Genomic DNA, 23,853 nt, shown 5'->3' on the forward strand with positions numbered 1-23,853 from the left:
AAAATGTCTTTATCTAAAGATAAAAATTGGTGGCGTCAGGCTGTCGTTTATCAGATCTATCCACGCTCATTTAAAGATTCTAATGGCGACGGACTAGGTGATATCAAAGGCATTACTTCAAAGATCGATTACCTATCATCACTAAGCCTTGATGCGGTCTGGCTTTCACCTTTCTATCCATCAGCACTTGTAGATGGCGGATACGACGTTGATGATTATCGTGATGTAGATCCAAAACTTGGTTCACTTGCAGATTTTGATGAGATGCTCTCGAAGCTACATGCGGCTGGAATCCGAATCTTTGTAGATATCGTCCCTAACCACTCTTCAAATTTGCATCTCTGGTTTAAGGAAGCGATCGCCGCTGAACCTGGTTCTGCAGCGCGAAATCGCTACATTTTCCGCGATGGCAAGGGCGCAAGCGGTGAACTACCACCCACCGATTGGCCATCACACTTTGCACCGAGTGCCTGGACCCACGAATCAAAGATGGGTGGAAAACATAACCAGTGGTACTGCCACTTATTTGCTCCAGAACAACCTGATTGGAACTGGGATAACCGCGAAATTGAAGAAGATTTCCTAAAGACTCTTAAGTTCTGGGCCGACCGTGGCGTTGATGGTTTCCGCATCGATGTCGCACACGCGATGAAGAAAGATCTATCTGAGCCGCTACAGAGCCAGCCAAGATATGCCAGCCATAAGGAGCTTGAGCTTGCTAACGGCACAAACGTCCTATTTGATCGTAATGAAGTTCATGAAGTTTATAAAGAGTGGCGCAAGCTATTTGAGCAATATGATCCACCACGCGTTGCAGTTGCTGAAGCCAATGTATCTGCAGAAGGCGCAGTTAAATACGCCAGCACTGCAGAGTTAGGACAATGCTTTAACTTTGAACTCTTAGATGCAAACTTCATCGCAAATGAGTTTAAGTTGATTATTGATCGCGCACTTGTTAACGCTAAGAAGGCGGGATCTTCTACAACTTGGTGTTTAAATAACCACGATCAGATGCGTCCAGCAACAAAGTTTGGACTTCTTCCAACTGTTGACCGAGTTAATTGGCGTAACTCAAACGGAACTTCTAGCCCACTTGACGAAAAACTTGGAACCCAATCTGCAGTCGCAGGTTCAATGTTGATCATGGCTCTTCCTGGATGTACATACATTTATCAAGGTGAAGAACTCGGACTTCATGAAGTAATGGATATTCCGGAAAGTGAAATTCAAGATCCACAATATTTACGCAATCATAAAATTGATAAAGGCCGCGATGGCTGCCGCGTTCCACTTCCTTGGACAAAAACTGGTTCATCATTTGGATTCGGCGATGGCGGATCGCACCTGCCACAACCCAAGCACTTTGGCGATTACTCAATCGAGGTCGAAAGCGCCGATCCAAGCTCACCGCTTTCAATCTTCCGCAAAGCACTCGCCCTTCGTAAAACCTTGATCGCGCCAGAAGATATGACTTGGCACGAGACCGGCGATGCCCAAGTGCTGCACTTCTCTCGCCCCAACGGCTGGAACTGCATCACCAACTTCGGTCGCAACCATTACAACTTCGATGGCGCCGGCGAGGTAATCCACTCATCTGGCCCACTCGGCAAAGCCGGCGACCTGCCTCCCGCGACCACGGTCTGGCTCCGCTCCTCCCTATAGCGCCACCCAGAAATACGGGCATTTTCGTTCTAATAGATATGTATATGTAGACTCACGCCCATCTTCGCGTTCTGATCCATCCATAAGAACGCCCTGACTCTCCAACGGAGGAGAACCAATGCGAGCATCTGCCGCCCTGTCCAATGTGCAAGTAACCGGCGCAAACCTAAATATCACCTACGTGGTCCTAGCGATTTCACTCATCGCTCTTGCGATCGCCTGGGTTTTGCGCGCCCAAGTCTTAGCTGCCAGCGATGGCACCGAAAAGATGCGCGAAATCGCTGAAGCGATTCAAGAAGGCGCCGCCGCATACCTTGCGCGCCAGTTCCGCACACTTTCATATTTCGTAGGAATCGTTTTCTTCCTACTCTTCGCACTTCCTGCTGATACAACTTCAATCCGTATCGGCCGCTCACTCTTCTTCCTTATGGGCGCAGGTTTCTCTGCACTCGTTGGTTACAACGGAATGTGGCTCGCAGTTCGCGCAAATGTGCGAGTTGCAGAAGCTGCTCGTCAGAAGTCAGCCGAAAAGGCAGTACAGATCGCATTCCGCACCGGCGGCGTTGTCGGTATGACAACAGTTGGTCTCGGACTTATCGGTGCATCTGGCGCAGTTCTTATCTTCCGCGAAAATGCACCAACAGTTCTTGAAGGTTTCGGATTCGGTGCAGCGATGCTCGCAATGTTTATGCGCGTCGGCGGCGGAATCTTTACCAAGGCAGCAGATGTCGGAGCTGACCTCGTCGGTAAAGTTGAAAAGAATATTCCAGAAGATGACCCACGCAACGCAGCAACAATTGCAGATAACGTCGGCGATAACGTCGGCGACTGCGCTGGTATGGCCGCAGACTTGTTCGAGTCATATGCCGTAACACTTGTTGCAGCACTTATCTTGGGTAAGGCTGCATTCGGTAACGAAGGTCTGATCTATCCGTTGATCGTTCCTGCAATCGGTATCGTTACAGCAGTTATCGGTATCTTCCTTACCAAGCTTCGCTCAACAGATAAGTCAGCGATGAGTGCAATTAACCGTTCATTCTTCCTATCTGCAGTTATCTCTGCAGGTCTTACAGGTCTTGCAACATTTACCTACCTACCTGCAAAGTTTGATCAACTTACAAACTTCTCTCCAAAGGTTTTGGAAGATGCCGGCAATATCAACCCACGCGTTCTTGCATTCGGCGCAGTATTAATCGGTATCGCACTTGCTGCAGCAATTCAGGTACTAACTGGCTTCTTTACTGAAGTTGGCAAGCGCCCTGTTAACGACGTTGCAGCCTCTTCACAGACAGGTGCAGCAACAGTGCTTTTGGCTGGCATCTCAGTTGGTTTCGAATCAGCGGTTTACTCAGGTCTGCTAATTGCAGCTTCGGTATTCGGCGCATTCTTGCTCGGTGGCGGATCAATCGTCTTATCACTCTTCGCAATCGCAATCGCCGGAACCGGATTGCTAACGACTGTTGGCGTAATCGTTGCGATGGATACATTTGGTCCGATCTCCGATAACGCACAAGGCATCGCTGAAATGTCTGGCGATGTTAAGGGCGAGGCCGCACAGATCCTTACCTCACTCGATGCAGTTGGTAACACAACTAAGGCGATCACTAAGGGAATTGCAATCGCAACTGCAGTACTTGCCGCAACCGCGTTGTTCGGTGCATTCACCGATGCAATCAAGGAAGCAGTTATCAAGGCTGTTGGCGAAGGCCAAGAAGTTGCACTTCAATACCAAGGCGTTCTCGATGTTGCAGATCCACGTAACCTCGTTGGTCTAATCATTGGTGCAGCAGTTGTATTCCTCTTCTCAGGACTTGCAATCAACGCAGTTTCTCGCGCGGCAGGTGCTGTGGTTATGGAAGTTCGTAACCAGTTCAAGATGCACCCAGGAATCATGAACGGAACTGAAAAGCCTGAATACGGTCGCGTTGTTGATATCTGTACTCGCGATTCACTACGCGAACTTGCAACTCCAGGAATTCTTGCAGTGATGGCACCAATCGCAGTTGGCTTCGGACTTGGAGTTGGCGCACTCGGTGCATACCTTGCAGGTGCAATCGGCACCGGAACACTTATGGCTGTCTTCCTTTCAAACTCAGGCGGAGCTTGGGATAACGCAAAGAAGATGGTTGAAGATGGAAATTACGGCGGCAAGGGCTCTGATGCTCACGCTGCAACCATCGTTGGTGACACTGTCGGAGATCCATTTAAGGACACCGCCGGCCCTGCAATCAACCCACTTATCAAGGTTATGAACCTTGTGGGCTTGTTGATTACACCTGCGATTGTAAGTTTCGCACTTCCAACTCAGCAATCAACATCGCTCATCATTTCACTCGTTGCAGTCGCCTTGATTATCGGTGCGTTAATTCGCAACCGACGCCAAGCAACTTCAATCGAATACTAAGAGAAGTACTTCCCCACTCTTAGGAACCGATGGCAAAAGACCTTATAAAACTGGTGATCGTTGAATCACCAGCGAAGGCGCGCAAGATTGGCGACTACCTCGGCGATGGTTACATCGTCGAGGCTAGCGTCGGTCATATCCGCGATCTTCCACAGCGCGCAGCTGACATTCCTAAAGAGGTAAAGAAGCTCGCTTGGTCTAAAGAAGGCGTCGATATCGAAAATGATTTCGCACCTCTATATGTCATCAACCCCGATAAAAAAGCCAAGGTCGCCGAACTCAAAGAGTTAATGAAAGGCGCCGACGAGTTATTACTGGCAACAGATGAAGACCGCGAAGGCGAAGCGATTGCTTGGCACTTAGTTGAAGTCCTTGAACCAAAGATTCCAATTAAGCGGATGGTCTTTAACGAGATCACCAAGGAAGCTATTCAGGCCGCTGTAGAAAATACTCGCGATCTTGATTACAACTTAATCGATGCCCAAGAAACTCGCCGCGTACTTGACCGCCTTTACGGCTACCGACTTTCTCCAGTCTTGTGGAAGAAAGTTATGCCACGCATCTCTGCCGGTCGCGTGCAATCAGTTGCCACCAAGTTAATCGTTGAAAAAGAACGTGAACGCATGGCCTTTATCTCATCTTCTTGGTGGGATTTAAATGCAACTTGCGAACTCGGTTTCACCGCTCGCCTGCTTTCAGTAGAAGGCAAAAAAGTAGCCTCCACTAGTGACTTTGGAGCCGATGGCGCCGTTAAAGAAAAGTCCCTTGAAAATATCTTGCTTCTTGATGAAAAGTCAGCGCACGCACTTGTTGATTCACTTAAATCAACTGCGCTAACTGTTAAATCAATGGAGGAATCTCCACGTACCGAACGCCCTAAGCCACCATTTACAACTTCCACCATGCAGCAGGATGCTGGTTCACGTCTTGGTTGGGGCGCACAGATCACGATGCGCGTTGCACAACGTCTGTACGAAAACGGTTACATCACCTACATGCGTACCGACTCAATCAATCTTTCGGCGCAAGCAATCAACGCCGCACGTGCTGCTGCAAAATCTCTTTACGGCGCCGACCACGTTGCCGATGCGCCACGCGTTTACCAAGGTAAATCAAAAAACGCCCAAGAAGCGCACGAAGCAATTCGTCCAGCAGGTGACACCTTTAAAACTCCTGGCGAACTTGCACCAGAGCTTTCCCGCGATGAATTCGCACTTTACGACCTCATCTGGAAGCGCACCGTTGCTTCCCAAATGGCCGATGCCAAAAAGATGCAGATGCGCGTTGACTTCGATGCCAGGACTTCAGATAACAAAGACACAATCTTTCGCGCCAACGGAAGCGTGATCACGTTTCCAGGATTCCTTGCCGCTTACGACGACATCGTCGATGAAAACACCAAGGTCGATGAAGAAGCAACGGATAAGCGTCTACCTGCAATGTCAGTTGGCCAATCAATCAAAGTCAGCGAATACAACTGCGAAGGCCACGACACAAAGCCACCTGCTCGTTACACCGAACCAACACTCGTTAAGAAACTCGAAGAACTCGGCATCGGTCGCCCATCAACATTTGCTTCCATCATTCAAACAATTCAAGATCGCGGTTACGTTTACAAACGCGGTCGCGCACTTGTTCCAACATTCTTAGCATTCTCAGTTACCGGCCTTCTCGAAACCCACTTCACCAAGCTCGTTGATTACGACTTCACAGCCAGCATGGAAGAAGACCTAGACAAGATCGCAGCGGGCGAAGCCGGCCGCGTTGATTGGCTCCGCGATTTCTATTACGGCGCAGACGGACAGCCAGGCCTGGATGAACTCTCACTCGATCTCGGTGGCATCGATGCCCGCGCTACAAACACTATGAATTTATCTGACACCATCGAAATCCGCGTAGGTCGCTACGGCGCGTACCTGCAAGAAAATGTTCCAGATCAAGATCGCAAACTTGCAAACATCCCTGAGGAACTTGCACCAGATGAGTTAACTCTTGAAAAAGCTATCGAACTACTTGCCGCCCCTTCAGGCGAACGCGAACTCGGTACAGATCCAAACACCGGCCTTGAAGTGATTGCCAAGTCAGGACGTTTCGGCCCTTACATCACCGAAGTATTCCCAGAAGAGCCCGTCGAGCTAGATGACAAAGGCGAACCAAAGAAGAAGCGCAAGAAGAAAGATGCACCCAAGCCAAAGACCGCTTCTCTTCTTTCCACAATGACACTCGACACCATCACCATTGATGATGCGCTAAAACTTCTCTCACTCCCTCGCATCCTTGGCACAAACTCCGCCGGCGAAGATATAACAATTCAAAACGGTCGCTACGGCCCATACCTAAAAGCTGGCGCTGATTCGCGCACGCTAACAAGCGAAGACCAACTCTTCTCACTTTCACTCGATGAAGCACTTGAGATTTACTCAAAGCCAAAAGAGCGTCGTCGTGGCGTTGCAAAGCCTCCACTTAAAGAACTTGGTAAAGATCCTGCAACCGAGAAAGAAGTTATCGTTAAAGATGGTCGCTTCGGCATGTATGTAACCGATGGCGAAACCAATGCAACGCTTCGTCGCGGTGACACGCTTGAGGCGTTAACAATCGAGCGGGCGCTAGAACTTCTTGCCGGACGTCGTGCCTGGGAAGCCGAAAACGGCCCATCACCTAAGAAATCTCGTAAAAAAGCAGCAAAGGTTAAGCCTGGTGATGCTGCGCCAACTCTTACCAAGAACACCGTAAAGAAGGCTGCAACTAAGAAAAAAGCAGCTAAAAAAGCCACCGGCAAAGCCGCAAAGAAAGCCGAATAGAGTTAACCCATGAACCGCGAGAAATGGCTAATTACTGGCGGCGCGGGCTATATCGGCACACATATCGCTGATCTCTTTATCGCAGACGGCAAAGATGTAGTCCTTCTTGATTCGCTTTACCAAGGACTTTCTTCACGCATTGATTACCTGTGCAAGAAGCACAACACAGATATTCCACTTGAAGTTGTTGATATCCGCGATTACACAGCTATAGAAAACATTCTAGAAAACAACAACTTTTCCGGGATTGTTCACACAGCAGCGCTTAAAGCAGTTGGCGAATCGCCCCTTCAGGCGAACGCGAACTCGGTACAGATCCAAACACCGGCCTTGAAGTGATTGCCAAGTCAGGACGTTTCGGCCCTTACATCACCGAAGTATTCCCAGAAGAGCCCGTCGAGCTAGATGACAAAGGCGAACCAAAGAAGAAGCGCAAGAAGAAAGATGCACCCAAGCCAAAGACCGCTTCTCTTCTTTCCACAATGACACTCGACACCATCACCATTGATGATGCGCTAAAACTTCTCTCACTCCCTCGCATCCTTGGCACAAACTCCGCCGGCGAAGATATAACAATTCAAAACGGTCGCTACGGCCCATACCTAAAAGCTGGCGCTGATTCGCGCACGCTAACAAGCGAAGACCAACTCTTCTCACTTTCACTCGATGAAGCACTTGAGATTTACTCAAAGCCAAAAGAGCGTCGTCGTGGCGTTGCAAAGCCTCCACTTAAAGAACTTGGTAAAGATCCTGCAACCGAGAAAGAAGTTATCGTTAAAGATGGTCGCTTCGGCATGTATGTAACCGATGGCGAAACCAATGCAACGCTTCGTCGCGGTGACACGCTTGAGGCGTTAACAATCGAGCGGGCGCTAGAACTTCTTGCCGGACGTCGTGCCTGGGAAGCCGAAAACGGCCCATCACCTAAGAAATCTCGTAAAAAAGCAGCAAAGGTTAAGCCTGGTGATGCTGCGCCAACTCTTACCAAGAACACCGTAAAGAAGGCTGCAACTAAGAAAAAAGCAGCTAAAAAAGCCACCGGCAAAGCCGCAAAGAAAGCCGAATAGAGTTAACCCATGAACCGCGAGAAATGGCTAATTACTGGCGGCGCGGGCTATATCGGCACACATATCGCTGATCTCTTTATCGCAGACGGCAAAGATGTAGTCCTTCTTGATTCGCTTTACCAAGGACTTTCTTCACGCATTGATTACCTGTGCAAGAAGCACAACACAGATATTCCACTTGAAGTTGTTGATATCCGCGATTACACAGCTATAGAAAACATTCTAGAAAACAACAACTTTTCCGGGATTGTTCACACAGCAGCGCTTAAAGCAGTTGGCGAATCTGTTGAGAAGCCAGATGAGTACAAAGAAGTTAACTTCACTGCAACAACAGAGTTGTTAAATCTTGCGCAAAAGCATGGCGTGAAGAAATTCTTGTTCTCTTCCACCGCAGCTGTCTACGGTAGCCCAGACACCATGGATCCTTGTAAAGAGAACGGTCCGCTTGCACCAATCTCTCCTTATGGCTCAACAAAGCTTGATGCGGAAAGTAAAGTTACAGAATTTATAAATACGCCAGGTAACTCTGGAACATCGCTTCGCTTCTTCAATGTTGTTGGCACAGCAGCACACGAGCTGCTCGATAACTCTATTGAAAACCTTGTACCAATTGTCTTGGGCAAATTAAGCAATAACGAAGCGCCGGTTATCTTCGGCACTGATTACCCAACCGAAGATGGCACTTGCGTGCGCGATTACGTAGATGTTCGCGATATTGCTGCAGCGCACTTGGTAGCTGCTAACGCAACTAAGCCAATTCCAGCGATCATCAACGTTGGCACAGGACGCGGAGCATCAGTGCGCGAGATCGTAAAGTTAGTGCTGGAGGCTATAAATAAGAGCGATGCTCAGGTTATTGAGGCGCCACGACGTGCGGGAGACCCAGCATTTCTATGCGCAAACGTTGATTTAGCAGCGACAGAACTTGGATTCAAATCAAAGTACAGCCTGGAAGAAAGTATTCGTAGCCTCTTCTAATTAAACCTTGGCACCAGGCGATAAAACGTTTATCCCCATCTTCTTCGCATTCTTTGCCATCTGTTTATCGTAAGTGATCATTCCGTCAATCGAACCAGATATGAGAAGTGCAGATGCAACATGAATAGCATCAAGAGTTCGAAGCGAGACATCCTCATTAAATGCTTCAGCAAAGTTTAAAACCTTTTGCTCTAAATTCAGGGATTCGATTTGAGCTAAAACATCATCCGCAACAAAGATCATCTTGGGATTAATCCGATTTACTGTTCGCTTCACCTCGACGCGAGTAATTGCGGATGTAACCATGCGGTTCTTCATAGCCTTATCTAATTCGGCTGTTTCCTTCTCAATAAAAATTAACTTGAGAATTGCAGAGCTATCGATATACCAGCTCAATATCGTTCCTCAGCGCGCATTTCCATCAATACTTGGGTTGAAGTCTTAGAACCCGTCATTTTTACACGGCCTGGATGTGGTCGCCAATCGGGATTACGCGCAGGTTTAATCAAACCGCTTTCAATGTACTCATCGTAAAGCGACTTGGTAATTGGCAGTATGCGCGCAACCGGCACACCATGTTCGGTGATTTCGATAATTGCACCATCTTTAACTTGATCTAAAACTTTTGATGCATTTTGGCGAAGTTCGCGCACACCAACAGATTCGATAGCCACAACTTTTATCGCGGGCTTCTTAGCTGGACTTCGCGTTGCGCCAGTCGGCTTTGGTTTACGTGCTGCAGTTGTCATGCTGCAAAGGTAGCACAAACGGTAAAAGTGCTACATCTAATTAATCGCCTAGTTAAAGCCCTTTTCGCCCCTATTTAGCGCGTCTGGTGCTGCCGATAGACTTCACACATGCCCGCAAGCCTGCCGACCCCTGCCGCCCCGGCGCAGGATGCAACCCGCAGCGTTCTGGCGATCCCAGCATTCCGCAAGCTCTGGAACTCGATGGTCTTCTCATCCCTCGGTGATTGGTTAGGCCTTCTCGCAACCACGGCGCTCGCTGCACAACTTTCTGGCGGATCTTATGCAACTGCAAACTTTGCAATCGCGGGCGTTTTTATTGCACGCCTTTTGCCTGCAGTTTTCTTAGGCCCAATCGCCGGAGTAATCGCAGATCGCTTTGATCGCCGCAAGTTAATGGTGACCGCCGACATTTTCCGTGCTGGACTTTATATCTCGATCCCAATTGTTAACACGTATTTCTGGTTGTACGCCGCAATGATCTTGGTCGAGTGCTTAACGCTCTTCTGGTCACCAGCGAAAGAAGCAACAGTTCCGAATTTAGTTGGCAAGGATAAGTTAGAGAGCGCAAACCAAGCATCACTTCTAGCCGCATACGGCACAGCGCCAGTTGCGGCGATCTTGTTCTCACTCTTAACGCTCTTTGCCTCCGCGATTGAATCGCTCTTTCCATTCTCAATCGGTACCTCTGTTGATATTGCACTCTATGCAAATGCCGCCACCTTCGCATTCGCCGCATTTACGATCTGGGGACTTAAAGAGATTCCTAAAGGCGCAGCTGCTGAAAAAGCTAAAGATGAAAACATTTGGAAATCACTTCACGATGGCTGGAAATCAGTTAGCGAAACCAAGTTAATTCGAGGCCTCGTCGTGGGCATGATCGGTGCCTTCTCTGCAGCAGGTGCCGTCATTGGTCTTGCGCGCACATTCGTGGGCGATCTTGGTGGCGGAGATGCGGCTTACGGTGTCTTGTTCGGTGCAGTCTTTACCGGTCTTGCAATCGGTATCGCCTTTGGCCCAAAGATATTCGCGCAATTTTCTCGTCGTCGTTTATTTGGCGCTTCTCTTACAACCGCCGGAATATTCCTTGTTCTGCTTGCCTTAATCCCAAACCTTGTTCTGGCAGTCTTTACAGTTATCTTCCTCGGAGCTTTTAGCGGCATCACCTGGGTTACCGGCTTCACGATGCTGGGCATGGAAGTTGCCGATGAAGTACGCGGTCGCACCTTCGCCTTCGTGCAATCACTTATCCGCATCACACTGGTTGCAGTTCTTGCAATCGCACCAGCAGTTGCCGCAGCGTTCGGTGTCCATACCTACAAAATTCAAAACGCAACATTTAACTTCAACGGCGCACAGGTAACAATTCTTATCGCAGGTCTTATCGCATCAATCATCGGCGCAATTTCATATCACCAGATGAAAGATCGCCCAAGTGTTTCGCTCTGGTCAGATATTGCAAATGCACTTAAAGGCGAACTCGGTGGTATCACTGGTGCACCAACAACTGGTGTCTTCATAGCATTCGAAGGTGGCGAAGGCACTGGTAAATCTACGCAATCAAAACTTCTTAAAGAATGGTTAGAGGCGCGAGGTGAAAACGTTGTCTTATCGCGCGAACCCGGCGGCACAGATTTAGGACAAGGCCTGCGCAAGATTTTGCTCGGACACGAAACCGGTGTTATTAGCCCGCGCGCTGAAGCACTTCTTTATGCAGCAGATCGCGCACACCATGTCTTTTCAATTATTCGTCCTGCACTTGCCGAAGGCAAAGTCGTAATTACCGACCGTTACTTTGATTCATCAATTGCCTACCAAGGCGCCGGTCGCGTACTTGCACCCGGAGAAGTCGCACGCATTTCACGTTGGGCAACCGAATCACTTTTCCCAACGCTAACAATTGTTATCGACTTACCTGCTGAAATCGGCATCGGTCGTCTGCACAACCCAGATCGCTTAGAAGCAGAACCACTTGCCTTCCACGAGCGCGTGCGCCAAGAGTTCTTGCAACTTGCCCGCCTTGATCCAGAACGTTATTTAGTTGTCGATGGCAAACAAACAATTCAAGAAATTCACGCCGCGATCATCGCGCGCGTTGGCGAACTTCCTGCGCTAAATAAAACAGATAAGCCTGCAAAGAAAATCTTTAAACGTTAAATGAGCACACCTTCCGTCTTTGACTCTTTAGTCGGCCAATCCCACATCACCGAAATCTTGCAAGGCGCAGTCGCGGCATCGCGCACCAACGCCGAATCCCCCGAAACTTCTAGACACGGAATGACCCACGCCTGGATCTTCACCGGCCCGCCCGGTTCTGGCCGTTCATCAGCAGCCGTTGCCTTCGCCGCAGCCCTGATCTGCCCAAAGGGGGGGTGTGGCACCTGCCAGGAGTGCCGTAGCGCCCTGACCGGGGGCCATCCTGACGTCGAGATCATCCGCACCGAAGGCCTTTCCATCAAGATCGATGAGGTCCGCGAGCTCCTGACTCGCACATCCTGGGCGCCCTCCATGGGCGGCTGGCGCGTGGTCGTTATGGAAGATGCCGATCGCATGACCGAATCCGCCGCCAACGCACTTCTCAAAGCGATCGAAGAACCCGGTGCTCGCACCGTTTGGTTGCTCTGCGCCCCAACGCTTCACGACATCTTGCCCACCATTCGCTCGCGCTGTCGCCACCTGCAACTGCGCACGCCATCAACCCAAGATGTCACCGCCGTTCTCGAAAACCGCGACGGAATTTCACCAGCAATGGCAGATTTCGCAGCCCGCGTTTCCCAAGGCCACATCGGCCGCGCCCGTTACATCGCAACCAATGAACACGTGCGCAGCAATCGCGCCCAAATCATGAAGCTGCCACTACAACTCTCCTCAATCGCCGCAGCCTTTCAAGCAGCGCAAACTCTGGTCGACCTAGCAACACAAGAAGCAAACGCCGCAATTGAAGAACGTGACGAGAAAGAAACCGCCGCGCTCGCCGAGGCATATGGCAAAGGCGCAACCGGTCGCGGCATGGCAACCGGTGGATCAAAGGCGATCAAAGAACTTGAGAAAGAACAGAAATCCCGCGCCACCCGCATGGTGCGCGATTCTCTAGATGGCGCCCTACTTGATATCGCAACTTTCTATCGCGATGTCATGATGGTTCAGGCCGGCGCCACCGATTCCATTATCAACATAGATATGACCGATCAAATAACCGCTTATGCGCATAAAACACCCGCACATGCGACGGTAAAGAAGGTCAACGCCATAATGGAAGCTAGGACCAACTTGAGCCACAACGCAGCACCACTTTTAACCATCGAAGCCTTGATGTGTCGTTTGGCCTAATGAAAAAACGCACCCCTTTTCTAACCGCTCTGACTCTCGCCTTTGCACTAGTTGCAGCAGGATGCGCTTCCAATGTAGCGATTGAAAAACCACTCTCTGATTTAGCCGCCTATGAAAACCAGAAACTCGACTGGGCAACTTGCTACGAAGATTTTGAATGCACCGACCTGCGTGTGCCTATTGATTACGCTGACTTAACAGTTGGAACATTTAAATTAGCCGTTCTTCGCTACAAAGCGCAAGATCAAAAGAACCGCATTGGTTCGCTAATCGTTAACCCCGGCGGCCCCGGAGGTTCAGGCGTTGACTATGCCTATAACGCCGAATACGTCTTTGATCCCGATGTTCTCGACCGTTATGACATCGTGGGCTTTGATCCACGTGGCGTAGACCGCAGCGCACCGATTGAATGCTTAACCGATGAAGAGACCGATGCAAATTACGCATCTGATGCCAAGCCTGACACCGAGGCAGAACTTGAAAAGGCGCTCGCCGATTCAGAAGATTTCATCAAAAAATGTGAAGAGAAGAACGAATTCTTAACCCATTACTCAACTGCTGAATCCGCCCGCGATATGGACATCCTGCGCTCAGCCCTTGGCGATAAGAAGATAAACTTCTTCGGAAAATCCTACGGAACCTACCTCGGCACACTTTATGCCCAGTTCTTCCCCGACAAAGTCGGCCGCATGATTCTCGACGGTGCACTCGATCCAAATATTTCAATCCTCGAACAAAACATTTCCCAAGCAGTTGGCTTCGATATAGCACTAGACGCGTTCCTTGCAGACTGTGCAAAGCAAGATGATTGCCCACTTCCTGCCAATCGCCAAGAAGCAACCGCTGCAATCATCGCGCTCTTCACAACTGCCGCCACCAATCCTCTTCCACGTAAAACAAAAGTTGAAAATGACGACCGCGTTGCCACCGAATCTCTTATCGTTCTCGGCACCGCATCCGCTCTTTACGACGATGTCGACGGATGGCCGAAACTTAGAACCGCATTTCTTGAAGGCCAACGCGGCTTCGGTGACACATTCCTCGACCTTGCCGATCAATACACCGGTCGCTCTTCCGATGGCATGTACATGTCTAACGAACTTGATTCTGGAGCCGTCATTGACTGCCTTGATTGGCCCGACACTCGCAGCATTGAACAAACTAAAGCAGAAGCCCAACGCTTCACCGACCGCGCACCCGTCTTTGGTCCATACCTTGCCTACACAAATATCGCCTGTAAGTCCCTAACACCAGCGCCGAAAGACAAATTAACGCGCACCACAAATAAAATTACTTCAATCAAAACCGCACCGATACTGGTCATCGGTACAACCCGTGACCCAGCTACCCCTTACGACTGGGCAGTTGGTCTCCACGAAATCTTCACCACATCAAAACTAATCTCCCTCGACGCCGATGGCCACACTGGCCAAGGCCGCGGCAGCGCCTGCGTCGATAACGCAGTGGATTCCTACTTACTTCAAGGCGTAACACCAAAGAATAATTTAGTTTGTAACTTATGAACGGACCAAATCTGAAGAACGAAAAGCTAATAGAAATTCAATTTCTTAGAGTTTTGGCCATAATGTCCGTGGTGATATTTCACTTCACTGCACGAAGAGCATCCGAGTTACCCTACGGAAAATGGGTTTCGGGCGAGCCGTGGTCTTTAGGCTGGATTGGCGTTGAATTATTTTTTATAGTTTCAGGTTTTGTGATTGCCTTTTCAATTTCAAGAACTTCAAGCATGAGAAATTTCCTGATAAATCGCGCGATTCGGCTATACCCAGCCTTAATACTGCTACTTCCTGCAGTTTATGTGGTTCAACGATTTACGCCCCACTCTCCTTATTCAGATCGGTCTACGCTCTGGAATCTCATTGGATCTGCGACTTTAATTCCTCCGACAGTTCTAAATCATGTTTCCGATCAAAGTTTTGATTGGCTAACCCTAGTTCTCTGGTCACTAAAAGTAGAAGTGTTTTTTTATTTACTTTGTGCATTTATGGTCTTTCTAATCGGGAAAAATCGCCTATCTCTAGCTTTAATTGTTTTCGTGACGATGATTAATTTCTTAGTAGGGTTAAATGAGTATTTAGATGATGACTCAATTTTTTGGGTAATAAAATCAATAAAGGTTTTCGGCTTTGATTATTTGGCTTGGTTTTTGATTGGGGTTTTGATTTATGATTTAAGATTTAAGCCCAAATCTAAACTTCTTTCGGCGAGTTTAGTGTTAGTTTCAACCTCAACTTTGATTAATTTATACTTTGTAAATGATTCAAGTATCGGTACATCAATAGCTGGATTAGTCGTAGTGGGAGTCGCACTGGCCTTTGGGCTTTTTTGTGTAATTAAGCGATTCTGGATGGAGAAATGGATCTTGGCAATTGGGAATTCCAGTTATGAACTCTATTTAGTCCACCAAGGGGTGGGTTTGACTTTTTTGATTTATTTAGTTAATAGGTACGAGCTTGGGGCCGTAAATGGAACCCTATCGGGCATTTCTATTGTTGCTGTCCTAACATACCTCTGTCATTTGATTTTCGTCCACATAACAGGACCTTTTAATTTAAGCATAAAGAGAGCAATACCCAAGAAATGGTATTAATAATCCCCCCCACATCGTGCAAGGTATCTAAATTTGCTTAGACTAATGGATATCCACTTCCTGTAACTAATTGCATATCTAGATATGATTTGGTGATGACCAAGCTAGCCCCATTCCTATTTTGGAAACTTTGGCTTGCTGTGTTATCAATATCGGTTTTGGTAGTGATTGCAAAATGGCCAAATGCTTCGGGTGAAGATATTACTCATTCTAGAGAATTTTTTCAGCAGGATTTGAGGAGTGACTTTCTAGGCAGTGTCGGAACTGTATTTTATGGCCTAATTCCAAATGGCTTTTTTTCTTGGTATCACAATCTACTGTTGCTTCAAGTTTTGTTTACCAGTGTGGGCTTTTATCTTATCTTTAAAAATAGGACGTTTGCACAATCAAAAATCCGTAATGTTTCTCTTCTATTAATTCTCTACTTTGGAATAATACTAGGTGCTGCTCAATCTAGAGATGGCATTATGCTTGCCTTCAGTGTATTTGGTATTGGGTTGTTTCTGGCTTCTAAAAATGTAAAAATATCAAGTCTTAGATTTGCGATTTCTGTAGTGGCTTGGTTCATCGTTATTCTGGGATTTTCATTTCGTCCCTGGCTTTCTATTTCGCTCGTATTCATTTTCTTGGCTGTATGGAAAATTCGAGACCAAAATAAATCGATTTCACGATTTGTATTAATAGGTGTTATTTTTGTCTTGCTTTCCTCACCAATGATTATTGATCAATCCACGAAAAAGATCTGGAATCTTCAAGACGCTTATCCTCAACAAATTGTAATGATTCACGACCTTACGGCCACGTATTGCTGGAGCGTGAATGCATCGTCAGTCAAGCATGCGGCAGAAGGTTTGAGTGCACTTACTACAAACCCCGAGGCCCTTCGAGAGATCTGTCAATTTTTTAAACCAAATACTTGGCAGGCTGTTTCAGGCTTTATTCCTTCAGCATTACCTACAAAAGGAATGGTAGCCCCGATTAAATTGATTGATCTAAATGACGACTCCCGGTATCAGAAGCTCCAAGAAGAATGGTTTCATGTGATTTCACGCGACCCGTTTACGTATATACAAAACCACATGTCCTTCGGCACTCAAGTGCTAATTTCGGGAGAGTCGCGCAATTTAAGCGTGGTCGAGACGGCGCAAGCACTTCTTGAAGATATTAGATTAGAGACTTCATTTAATTTCCTAGTATCTATCTTTGAATCACCATACGAAATAGTTATTTCGTTGCATCTTCTTTCCCCTCTCGCTTTTCTTATCTTTTTAATTGCAGTTTATGTCAAAGATAGAAAGTTGGAATCTCAATTTTTGAGATTAGCTAGCGTCCGCTATGCCATACTCGCATTTATTTCCTGGATGGCGCTAACTATTCTCGCTTTTGCAAGTGATAACGGAAGATATACATATCAACCAGTCTTTTTCTTGTATTTGGTTATGTTGCTAGAAAGCATCAAGCTTCCTACTGAATATTTCAAAAAGGAAAGTGATTTGAACCATGAAGAGTGATTTCATTACATGCGTAGTACCTGCTAGAAATGAAGCAGGGCATTTGAGAGAAGTAATTTCACAGGTTAAATCAATTGAAGCGATTAAGGACATCATAATCGTAGAGGGTGGATCGAGTGATAAAACATGGAATGTATCCCTTGAATTAGCACAAGAGGATCCCACGATAATTAGAGCATTTCAGCAAACTGGAAAGGGAAAATTTAATGCTGTACAGCATGGCGCCGCCAATGCGAAGTACCCTTATCTGCTCGTGTGGGATGCGGATGGAACGGTTCCACTCGAATGCACCGTAAAAGTAATTGAACACGCTCTCGAATCGGGTCACGCAACAATGGGAGATCGATTGCGAGGTGAAATCGAGCCGGGGGCTATGCGCTTTGCGAACTGGGTCGCAAACTGGGTATTTGCGTTCTTATGGTGGCCAATCCTTCACTCCAAACCTTCAGATATGTTATGTGGAACTAAGATTGTTCAAACTAGTGCCATCACCTCAATTCCCCAATGGTTACTAAAAATCGACCCTTATGGAGATTTTGCGTTGATTGCGAATGCAAGATTCCAGGGCTACCAAATCCATTCCGTGGTTGTTGATTACGATGCTAGAAAATATGGCTCAACAAACATACATCGGTGGAGTGGAGGCTTCCGCCTGCTTTTTACAACCCTTTGTATCTACAGTTGGCTTCTATTACGAAAACGAGAAATTGATGAGCCAAAGTAAAACGTACGAACAATTTCTAGAGAATCAGCTACGTAATTCAAAAATTCAAACAATCCAAGTATATTTTAAGTTTTTATATTCTTTAGTATATTCAAGACTTGCAGGTAAAAGAAATATTCTTGAAATAGGTTCAGGCGCTGGAATTAGTTCTGAATTTTTAAAAGGCCTTCAGGTCACACGTACAGATTTGTTAGCGTGGAAAGATAACGATGTAATTGGTGGTATTGATGCTATGAATCTTCCCTATGAAGATGACGCTTTCGATGGAATTTTTGCCGTTGATGCTTTGCACCATATCCCCTTCCCTGCAAAGGCTCTAACAGAGATGATTCGAGTTTGCGCGCCAAATAATCAGGTGATATTGGTAGAGCCTTACGTATCAATTCTATCATTTCCTGTCTATCGAGTGTTTCATACTGAAAAGACTTCTTGGAAAACGCTAAAATTTCATTTCGATCGTCCGATGGTTGGAGACAAACCAAATGAGGGCGATCAATGCATCGCCCAAAGTATTTTTCTAAATCTTGATAAATGTGATGAATTGAGAACCCTCTCAAGCAAAGAAATTACAATTGAAATTCAATATCTCAGTCCCCTTGCGTTTTTTGCAACGGGTGGATTGACCAAGCCAATCAGAGGGCTATCGATTTTAATCTCGGCACTTATTAAATTTGAGGAGAGAATGCCCCAATTCTTGCTCAAGCAACTTGGATCAAGGATCTTCGTTGTGATTGGAGTTCAGAGTCCCAAAATCGTCTAATCCGCACTAGCCAAGACTCGAAAGCTGCATCCAAATCACGAGCTGCCAAGCCGCGTTCAGGTTCCTCCAATGCTTGGTCATTAGCACCCCTCGGGATAGGGCAAAATTGCCCCATGCGCTTAGACCATGTCTCATATGTAACGTCCCATGATCAATTAGCCGATACCGTGCAACGCCTAGGTTCACGCCTAGGAACAACATTTGTTGATGGCGGTATCCACCCACGTTTTGGAACACGTAACTTCACAGCACCACTTCTTGATGGAAAATACATCGAAGTTGTTTGCCCGCTTGATCACCCAGCTACCGAACAAACACCTTGGGGTAAGGCAGTATCAAAGAAAGCACAGCAAGGGGGAGGCTGGCTTACTTGGGTGTTTAGTACTGAGGACATTTCACCAATCGAAGAAAAATTCGGTCGCAAGGCAGTGGACGGCCACCGCACACGACCAGACGGCACCGACCTCAAGTGGAAGCAAATTGGCGTTAAAGAAATCGAGGACTCACGCGAACTTCCTTTTTTTATTCAATGGCTAACCGAAGATCACCCATCCAAAGATGGAGTTACAGTTTCAAAGATTGAGAAGATCGTTATTTCGGACAAGGACCAACTTTCCGATTCATGGTTTAAAAACGAAATCCTTAGTGGATTAGATCAAATTTCAATTGATTGGGTGGATCCTTCAACACAGGAGGGTGAAACCGGAATCGTTGCGGTTCATTTGAATACGCCGACCGGTGTTGTCAGGCTTGATTAGAAAAATCTTTTCATGGATGACGTTCCAGTCTTACTTCTCGGGTACAACCGCCCAGAATTCCTAGCTCAACGCATTCAAGAACTACGCAAGATTGCCCCGCCACTGATTTACATATCAATAGACGGCTCTAACGAATTAACGGAAATTGAGATTAATCGCCAACTATCCTTGAATCTAGAAGATTGGCCAATTGGATCTTCGATTGTGTTGTGGCGACAGAGTGAAAATTTTGGGCTGACGCGCCACGTAACTTCAGCCATTGGGAGAGTTCTCAAAGAGCACCCCAATGTAATTGTGGTGGAGGACGATATTTCACTTTCGCCAAGTTTCTACACGAATATGATTCGTGGGTTTCGTGTTTTGAAAGAAAATAGCGTGCGAGGAACAGTAGGAGCATTTTCACCCATAAAGCTACCCAAAAAACTTGAGAGATTAAATCGGTGGAGAAAAACCCCCTATTTCTCATGCTGGGGTTGGGGGATATCAAGGGAAATTTGGGAAAAGTATCAAGTGGATCTAAGAAAAGAAAATATAGAATTATCGCTTTCTAAATCAAAAATCTGGAATGACTTATCGAGAACACAAAGAAATGTTTGGATGAGGAGATTCGAAAAAATTGTTTTATACCCACTTGATACCTGGGATGTACAGGTTCAATATATGTCATTCAAATACGACCTCGTTAGTATTCTTCCAATCTCGAGATTCATAGATAATGTTGGATTTTCTGATGAGCGTGGTGCTCATACCAAAGGTAATAAACCGCGATGGATTATGTCAGATGGTTATTCAACTTCTAAAATACACACGAATTCAATTTCAAGGTTATCGCGACCCCTCACAAAACTAATCGACTCCAACACTTTTGCGGGGGATTCTAAATTTTTTCAATGGTGGATGAGCAAGTAGGTCTTACACCCACCCACCCCCAATCGATTACACCAGAACCTCATTACATGGCTAGACCGTAATGAGGTTTTGCTAAACTTAAATAAAAAATTCACACTAATTTCTGGTTGTGAATACTTAAGAGTTGAAACTGCAAGTAAGACCATTTTCTCTATCTTGATAAAATTCTTATCGAGCAGGTCTTCGTAATTAACGCACCTGCTCCAATTCCCAGCGATAGTTCGCAATTATTATCTTTGCTCAAGACAATCATGTTCAACTGAACGGATACGCCCTAAAGCAAATTTTATCGCCCACTCATATATTTGTCAGAATAAAAAGCACGCAATCAAATACTAATTGTTCACCCAATTACAGTTCCACGCGCGTCTTAACGTTTTCTAGTAACTGACTTTTAGTATGATTTAAATCTCTAGTTGTCTATTCATTCCTGTAAGTCACTAAGAATGACAACAGAAACCGCCGAAAGAGTATTTTGGAAGCTCTCTGGAAACTAACTAATTCTTTAAGATGTGTTTTTTACTCCAATAATCAAAACGCAATATTTGCCTTAAACCTTCTTCTATTTTCCCAGCAAAATGTGGAGTATTCGTATCGAAAACGACCAACATTCCCCGTTTTCCTAAAATTGGAGAAAAATCTACAGCGGAGGTATCAAATTCAGGTTGATTACTTTGATATTCCAAGGCAGCAGGATCCTTCATAAATATTTGCTTTCTTAACTCTTCAAAATCATTTGGATTTTGTTTGCTTGTTGTAAATGGACCGGATTCGAGATTTACATCGGTCAAGTACACCATTGCTTTTGTGTAACGTTGTGTATCTATGTGAGGTAAGAAAGGTGATGCTTTAGCTTCAAATGCATGGATAGAATTCGAAGTTGTGGTCTGGAACCACAATTTATGAAATTCTAAGTGTTTGTCGATTTGTTTCATGATTTTTTCGATATCTCGAAACAAATCACTCAGAACTTCAGATTCAGAATTCTCGATATCGGCTTTCTTGAACTCGACTACACCTGGTCGACTTTCTGGTAATTGAAAAAATTTTTTTAACTCATCAATATGCCCTTCATCCAAGAATTGATGTTGGACATAACACCCAGTTGATTTCACTTCTTGAAGTGTCATTTCTGCCTCCCGCTTATTCTCAAGAAAATTGTGCATAGTATAGTCATTATTTCAACCTCCTAGCGGGATGAGTCGGACTTGAACCGAAGAAGTCCGAATTATGAGTCGCCAGAGACTAAGACCTACGCGTTCCCTATTGTGCTCGGGTTGTTGAGATTACACTCAATTTCAACGAGAAACACCCATAGCTCAGCACGCCATTGCACCAACTATTTTTGCGATATCGGCTTATTTCATTTCAGAGATAAAAATCCTTTTAAAAAGTGAGTTATTCTTTTTAATAAAGCAGGAGAGTTTAGGAATAAAGCTAGATTAAGAGCCATTCTTTTATCAGATGCAGTCCGATCATTTTTACCAATCAGAAATGAAGCGAGTGCCGTGAATCCGTAATTTGATAAAATGTATGAAATGTGTTCAATTGATGAATGAGATTGAAGGCGATTATCTTCGTAGTTATCTTCAAAAATGTTTTTTCTACACAGCAAAACAGATACACCTATAACTTCTCTTTTACTTGAATTGATTTCAGTACCTTTTGGCAGCCAAGTTACTGCTGGTTTCAAATCGATTGCCACGTAACCATTAAGACGTGCCCACCCTAAGATTTGTTCCAAGTTTCCGCTTTCATGATAAATGCTATTTAACCAAGTGTGCACAAAAATGAGTGGTTGGTATTTGTCACAAGTTTTAATTGCTCCTTGAAGAATTTCATACTCAGAACCTTGGGTTACTATGCGAATCAGATGAATTTTTTCAAGCGAATGTTCTTTTTCTATTAAACTATCGAGCGTAGTCACATTTACTTTAACTTCTTTCAATACATCATATCTTGAAGAGTGTTGATCGAAACGCCCTGGTATTTGTGGTTTATAAATCGAACTGCAAAGCTCTTGTCTTGTGACATACAGTGTTGCTTCCGATTCTTTGCTCCCTAACAATAAAGGGAATTTGTTAGAAGGCGATTCAAGCAAGTCTGTGTCCGCACCAAATTGTATTTGGTTGATGTTCTGTCTGGAAATCTTTATATCAACTGGGGGATTCGGCGAATTTGTTCCGATGTCAAGGACGTTAAGATGAACATCGGATAGAGTTATTTTTTGGGGCGAAGCGAGAACGGGGGGGGGGGGTGACCTTTTTGAAGAAAATCATCTAGTCTCCTAATTCCCTTGTCGCTATTTCTGTTGTCGGCTTAAGCTACTCCTCTACCTAGCTCCTGATCTTACCTTAAGATTTTTGAGCTTTCCGAATTTGGGCCGACAAAACGATTCGAGATCATATTCTCCGCGAAAAATCTTGTTCGAAAACACCTATGCGCACCTAATCAATCAAGAGGCAGAAACCGCCAGTGGAATGTTCGCCAACGCCTTTAATGCCTAAATTGCAAGAGTGTTAGACAAGTTAGCTATAAATAGTTATTTAAAGTTTAATAGTGAACATAATCGCAGTTCAAGTGGTGGGGCAGATAGGGCTCGAACCTACGAGGACCGGATTATGAGTCCGTCCATGCGTGATTTGTTATGTGTAATTTTCGGGCGGCATCAATTAACCCACATATAGTGTTGTCAGAGACGTTTAAAACAGCGAAGTGATGGGACTTTGATGTAGCCCAGTATGGATTGGATTCTCTTCCGGTTATTCTGAGGTCATTAAATGGCAAATCGTCCAATATCTGAAATCCCGAAGCTTTATCGATACTTATTTTGGAGAAGCCAAGTGATTTGCCGTAACTGTCTGAGCAATCTTGGAAAGGCCTTATGAGGGAACCATTCCACTGAAACACCGCCCCTGCATTTCGCGCAAAATCTTTCCCTTTATATAATCCAGATGAGCCATGTTCAATATACGGCCCAGTGATACTTTCAGCCATGAATACGCGTATTGAGTATTCATCGTCTATCCCGTAAATCCAAAAGAATCCATCAATTTCATGAATATTGGGGTCATATATACTAATCGGAATAGACCCAACGGCATCCAAATTATTTAATTGCAAATCATATTTATATACCTGAGTCTCTAGCTGCTGTGAGTACTCTTCAATTACCAAGTAAAGTTCCCCTTGAACGATAATTGGATAAGGATAAGAAATAGTATGAGTTCGATTCACTCCTGCTTTATCATTTGCATACTTTACAACCGAAAAATTCTCAATGAAGGTTAAACTTTCATTAGTCTCCACTTTGGCAATAGCGGTAACATACTTATCGCCTACGTACCCACATATTTCAAAAAAGATGAGAAGTTTACCTTTGAAAGAAATTAGGAATGGGTCACACACAAAATAATCAGTAAATACAACTCCATCATCCGTTCTAAAATCGAAAAAAGTATAGTTCTGCCCCAGAAGAGGAAATTGGTCTAACTTATAGTCCAGATTATTTACATCGAGCAAACATTTGCCAATAGACCAATAGAATTTATGCGAGGAACCCTTAGGAGTATCCCTAAGGGTCGTCTTTCTA

Annotated in this window: 19 protein-coding genes and 1 pseudogene; 15 read left to right on the forward strand and 5 right to left on the reverse strand. The window is 45.7% G+C overall.

What is annotated here, in order from left to right:
* Positions 1 to 3: 3 nt before the first annotated feature.
* From A1s21148_RS00125 to galE, 6 genes and pseudogenes are all read left to right on the forward strand, one after another.
* Positions 4 to 1,662 carry an alpha-amylase family glycosyl hydrolase gene (locus A1s21148_RS00125; protein WP_095670482.1) on the forward strand — a complete coding sequence of 553 codons (1,659 nt, stop codon included), beginning with the start codon at positions 4 to 6 and terminating at the stop codon, positions 1,660 to 1,662.
* Between the two features lie 118 nt (positions 1,663 to 1,780).
* The gene (locus A1s21148_RS00130) at positions 1,781 to 4,066 is read left to right on the forward strand and encodes a sodium-translocating pyrophosphatase (protein WP_190276883.1); all 2,286 of its coding nucleotides are present in this window, start codon (positions 1,781 to 1,783) and stop codon (positions 4,064 to 4,066) included.
* A 29-nt stretch (positions 4,067 to 4,095) separates the two neighbouring features.
* Positions 4,096 to 6,867 (forward strand): type I DNA topoisomerase, encoded by a 2,772-nt coding sequence (gene topA / locus A1s21148_RS00135; RefSeq protein WP_095670483.1) that lies wholly within the window; start codon positions 4,096 to 4,098, stop codon positions 6,865 to 6,867.
* A 9-nt stretch (positions 6,868 to 6,876) separates the two neighbouring features.
* The gene (locus A1s21148_RS00140; RefSeq protein ID WP_095670484.1) at positions 6,877 to 7,206 is read left to right on the forward strand and encodes a GDP-mannose 4,6-dehydratase; all 330 of its coding nucleotides are present in this window, start codon (positions 6,877 to 6,879) and stop codon (positions 7,204 to 7,206) included.
* A pseudogene (locus A1s21148_RS00145) lies at positions 7,152 to 7,934 on the forward strand (topoisomerase C-terminal repeat-containing protein); the annotation flags it as partial. The gene A1s21148_RS00140 and the pseudogene A1s21148_RS00145, both read left to right, overlap by 55 nt.
* Before the next feature lie 9 nt (positions 7,935 to 7,943).
* Positions 7,944 to 8,912 carry a UDP-glucose 4-epimerase GalE gene (gene galE, locus A1s21148_RS00150; protein ID WP_095670485.1) on the forward strand — a complete coding sequence of 323 codons (969 nt, stop codon included), beginning with the start codon at positions 7,944 to 7,946 and terminating at the stop codon, positions 8,910 to 8,912.
* On the opposite strand, the gene A1s21148_RS00155 is transcribed toward galE, so the two are convergent.
* Complete coding sequence (locus tag A1s21148_RS00155; protein WP_190276884.1) at positions 8,913 to 9,308, reverse strand: type II toxin-antitoxin system VapC family toxin; 396 nt, start codon at positions 9,306 to 9,308, stop codon at positions 8,913 to 8,915.
* The gene (locus A1s21148_RS00160) at positions 9,305 to 9,661 is read right to left on the reverse strand and encodes a type II toxin-antitoxin system Phd/YefM family antitoxin (RefSeq protein ID WP_095670487.1); all 357 of its coding nucleotides are present in this window, start codon (positions 9,659 to 9,661) and stop codon (positions 9,305 to 9,307) included. Before A1s21148_RS00160 ends, A1s21148_RS00155 begins: the two co-directional genes overlap by 4 nt.
* Before the next feature lie 108 nt (positions 9,662 to 9,769).
* Between A1s21148_RS00160 and tmk the strand changes: the two genes are divergently transcribed.
* From tmk to A1s21148_RS00205, 9 genes are all read left to right on the forward strand, one after another.
* The gene (tmk, locus tag A1s21148_RS00165) at positions 9,770 to 11,815 is read left to right on the forward strand and encodes a dTMP kinase (protein WP_095670488.1); all 2,046 of its coding nucleotides are present in this window, start codon (positions 9,770 to 9,772) and stop codon (positions 11,813 to 11,815) included.
* Positions 11,816 to 12,988, forward strand: coding sequence for a DNA polymerase III subunit delta' (locus A1s21148_RS00170; protein WP_095670489.1), 1,173 nt, complete (start codon positions 11,816 to 11,818; stop codon positions 12,986 to 12,988). It abuts the gene before it with no gap.
* Complete coding sequence (locus A1s21148_RS00175) at positions 12,988 to 14,511, forward strand: alpha/beta hydrolase (RefSeq protein ID WP_095670490.1); 1,524 nt, start codon at positions 12,988 to 12,990, stop codon at positions 14,509 to 14,511. Before A1s21148_RS00170 ends, A1s21148_RS00175 begins: the two co-directional genes overlap by 1 nt.
* Entirely contained in the window at positions 14,508 to 15,599 is a 1,092-nt protein-coding gene (locus tag A1s21148_RS00180; RefSeq protein WP_095670491.1) for an acyltransferase family protein, read from the forward strand. The genes A1s21148_RS00175 and A1s21148_RS00180 overlap by 4 nt, the downstream gene beginning before the upstream one ends.
* 95 nt (positions 15,600 to 15,694) lie before the next feature.
* On the forward strand, positions 15,695 to 17,110 hold the full coding sequence (locus tag A1s21148_RS00185) for a hypothetical protein (protein ID WP_095670492.1): 1,416 nt from the start codon (positions 15,695 to 15,697) through the stop codon (positions 17,108 to 17,110).
* Positions 17,100 to 17,834, forward strand: coding sequence for a glycosyltransferase family 2 protein (locus A1s21148_RS00190; RefSeq protein WP_095671773.1), 735 nt, complete (start codon positions 17,100 to 17,102; stop codon positions 17,832 to 17,834). Before A1s21148_RS00185 ends, A1s21148_RS00190 begins: the two co-directional genes overlap by 11 nt.
* Entirely contained in the window at positions 17,821 to 18,594 is a 774-nt protein-coding gene (locus A1s21148_RS00195) for a class I SAM-dependent methyltransferase (RefSeq protein WP_190276885.1), read from the forward strand. Before A1s21148_RS00190 ends, A1s21148_RS00195 begins: the two co-directional genes overlap by 14 nt.
* Positions 18,595 to 18,707: 113 nt before the next feature.
* Positions 18,708 to 19,352, forward strand: coding sequence for a VOC family protein (locus tag A1s21148_RS00200; protein WP_095670494.1), 645 nt, complete (start codon positions 18,708 to 18,710; stop codon positions 19,350 to 19,352).
* A gap of 12 nt (positions 19,353 to 19,364) precedes the next feature.
* Positions 19,365 to 20,261 carry a glycosyltransferase family protein gene (locus A1s21148_RS00205; RefSeq protein ID WP_095670495.1) on the forward strand — a complete coding sequence of 299 codons (897 nt, stop codon included), beginning with the start codon at positions 19,365 to 19,367 and terminating at the stop codon, positions 20,259 to 20,261.
* 497 nt (positions 20,262 to 20,758) lie between these two features.
* Here A1s21148_RS00205 and A1s21148_RS00210 read toward each other — a convergent pair whose 3' ends face one another.
* From A1s21148_RS00210 to A1s21148_RS00220, 3 genes are all read right to left on the reverse strand, one after another.
* A complete protein-coding gene (locus A1s21148_RS00210) occupies positions 20,759 to 21,391 on the reverse strand; it encodes a 2OG-Fe(II) oxygenase family protein (RefSeq protein ID WP_125932371.1) in 633 nt (210 codons plus the stop codon).
* 233 nt (positions 21,392 to 21,624) lie between these two features.
* Positions 21,625 to 22,362: an FkbM family methyltransferase gene (locus tag A1s21148_RS00215; protein ID WP_190276886.1), complete on the reverse strand. Its 738-nt coding sequence runs from the start codon at positions 22,360 to 22,362 to the stop codon at positions 21,625 to 21,627.
* 518 nt (positions 22,363 to 22,880) lie between these two features.
* Positions 22,881 to 23,783 carry a glucosamine inositolphosphorylceramide transferase family protein gene (locus A1s21148_RS00220; RefSeq protein ID WP_125932372.1) on the reverse strand — a complete coding sequence of 301 codons (903 nt, stop codon included), beginning with the start codon at positions 23,781 to 23,783 and terminating at the stop codon, positions 22,881 to 22,883.
* Positions 23,784 to 23,853: the final 70 nt, after the last annotated feature.

It is taken from the genome of Candidatus Planktophila lacus (assembly GCF_002287925.1).
GTDB classification, from domain to species: domain Bacteria; phylum Actinomycetota; class Actinomycetes; order Nanopelagicales; family Nanopelagicaceae; genus Planktophila; species Planktophila lacus.

Excerpts from the sequence above, each read along its gene's own strand:
- A1s21148_RS00205 (WP_095670495.1), top strand. The coding sequence starts at position 19,365 with ATGGATGACGTTCCAGTCTTACTTCTCGGGTACAACCGCCCAGAATTC.
- A1s21148_RS00125 (WP_095670482.1), top strand. The coding sequence starts at position 4 with ATGTCTTTATCTAAAGATAAAAATTGGTGGCGTCAGGCTGTCGTTTAT.
- A1s21148_RS00175 (WP_095670490.1), top strand. The coding sequence starts at position 12,988 with ATGAAAAAACGCACCCCTTTTCTAACCGCTCTGACTCTCGCCTTTGCA.
- A1s21148_RS00200 (WP_095670494.1), top strand. The coding sequence starts at position 18,708 with ATGCGCTTAGACCATGTCTCATATGTAACGTCCCATGATCAATTAGCC.
- tmk (WP_095670488.1), top strand. The coding sequence starts at position 9,770 with ATGCCCGCAAGCCTGCCGACCCCTGCCGCCCCGGCGCAGGATGCAACC.
- A1s21148_RS00140 (WP_095670484.1), top strand. The coding sequence starts at position 6,877 with ATGAACCGCGAGAAATGGCTAATTACTGGCGGCGCGGGCTATATCGGC.
- A1s21148_RS00160 (WP_095670487.1), bottom strand. The coding sequence starts at position 9,661 with ATGACAACTGCAGCACGTAAACCAAAGCCGACTGGCGCAACGCGAAGT.
- A1s21148_RS00180 (WP_095670491.1), top strand. The coding sequence starts at position 14,508 with ATGAACGGACCAAATCTGAAGAACGAAAAGCTAATAGAAATTCAATTT.
- A1s21148_RS00130 (WP_190276883.1), top strand. The coding sequence starts at position 1,781 with ATGCGAGCATCTGCCGCCCTGTCCAATGTGCAAGTAACCGGCGCAAAC.
- A1s21148_RS00185 (WP_095670492.1), top strand. The coding sequence starts at position 15,695 with ATGACCAAGCTAGCCCCATTCCTATTTTGGAAACTTTGGCTTGCTGTG.
- A1s21148_RS00190 (WP_095671773.1), top strand. The coding sequence starts at position 17,100 with ATGAAGAGTGATTTCATTACATGCGTAGTACCTGCTAGAAATGAAGCA.
- galE (WP_095670485.1), top strand. The coding sequence starts at position 7,944 with ATGAACCGCGAGAAATGGCTAATTACTGGCGGCGCGGGCTATATCGGC.
- A1s21148_RS00170 (WP_095670489.1), top strand. The coding sequence starts at position 11,816 with ATGAGCACACCTTCCGTCTTTGACTCTTTAGTCGGCCAATCCCACATC.
- A1s21148_RS00210 (WP_125932371.1), bottom strand. The coding sequence starts at position 21,391 with ATGACACTTCAAGAAGTGAAATCAACTGGGTGTTATGTCCAACATCAA.
- topA (WP_095670483.1), top strand. The coding sequence starts at position 4,096 with ATGGCAAAAGACCTTATAAAACTGGTGATCGTTGAATCACCAGCGAAG.
- A1s21148_RS00195 (WP_190276885.1), top strand. The coding sequence starts at position 17,821 with ATGAGCCAAAGTAAAACGTACGAACAATTTCTAGAGAATCAGCTACGT.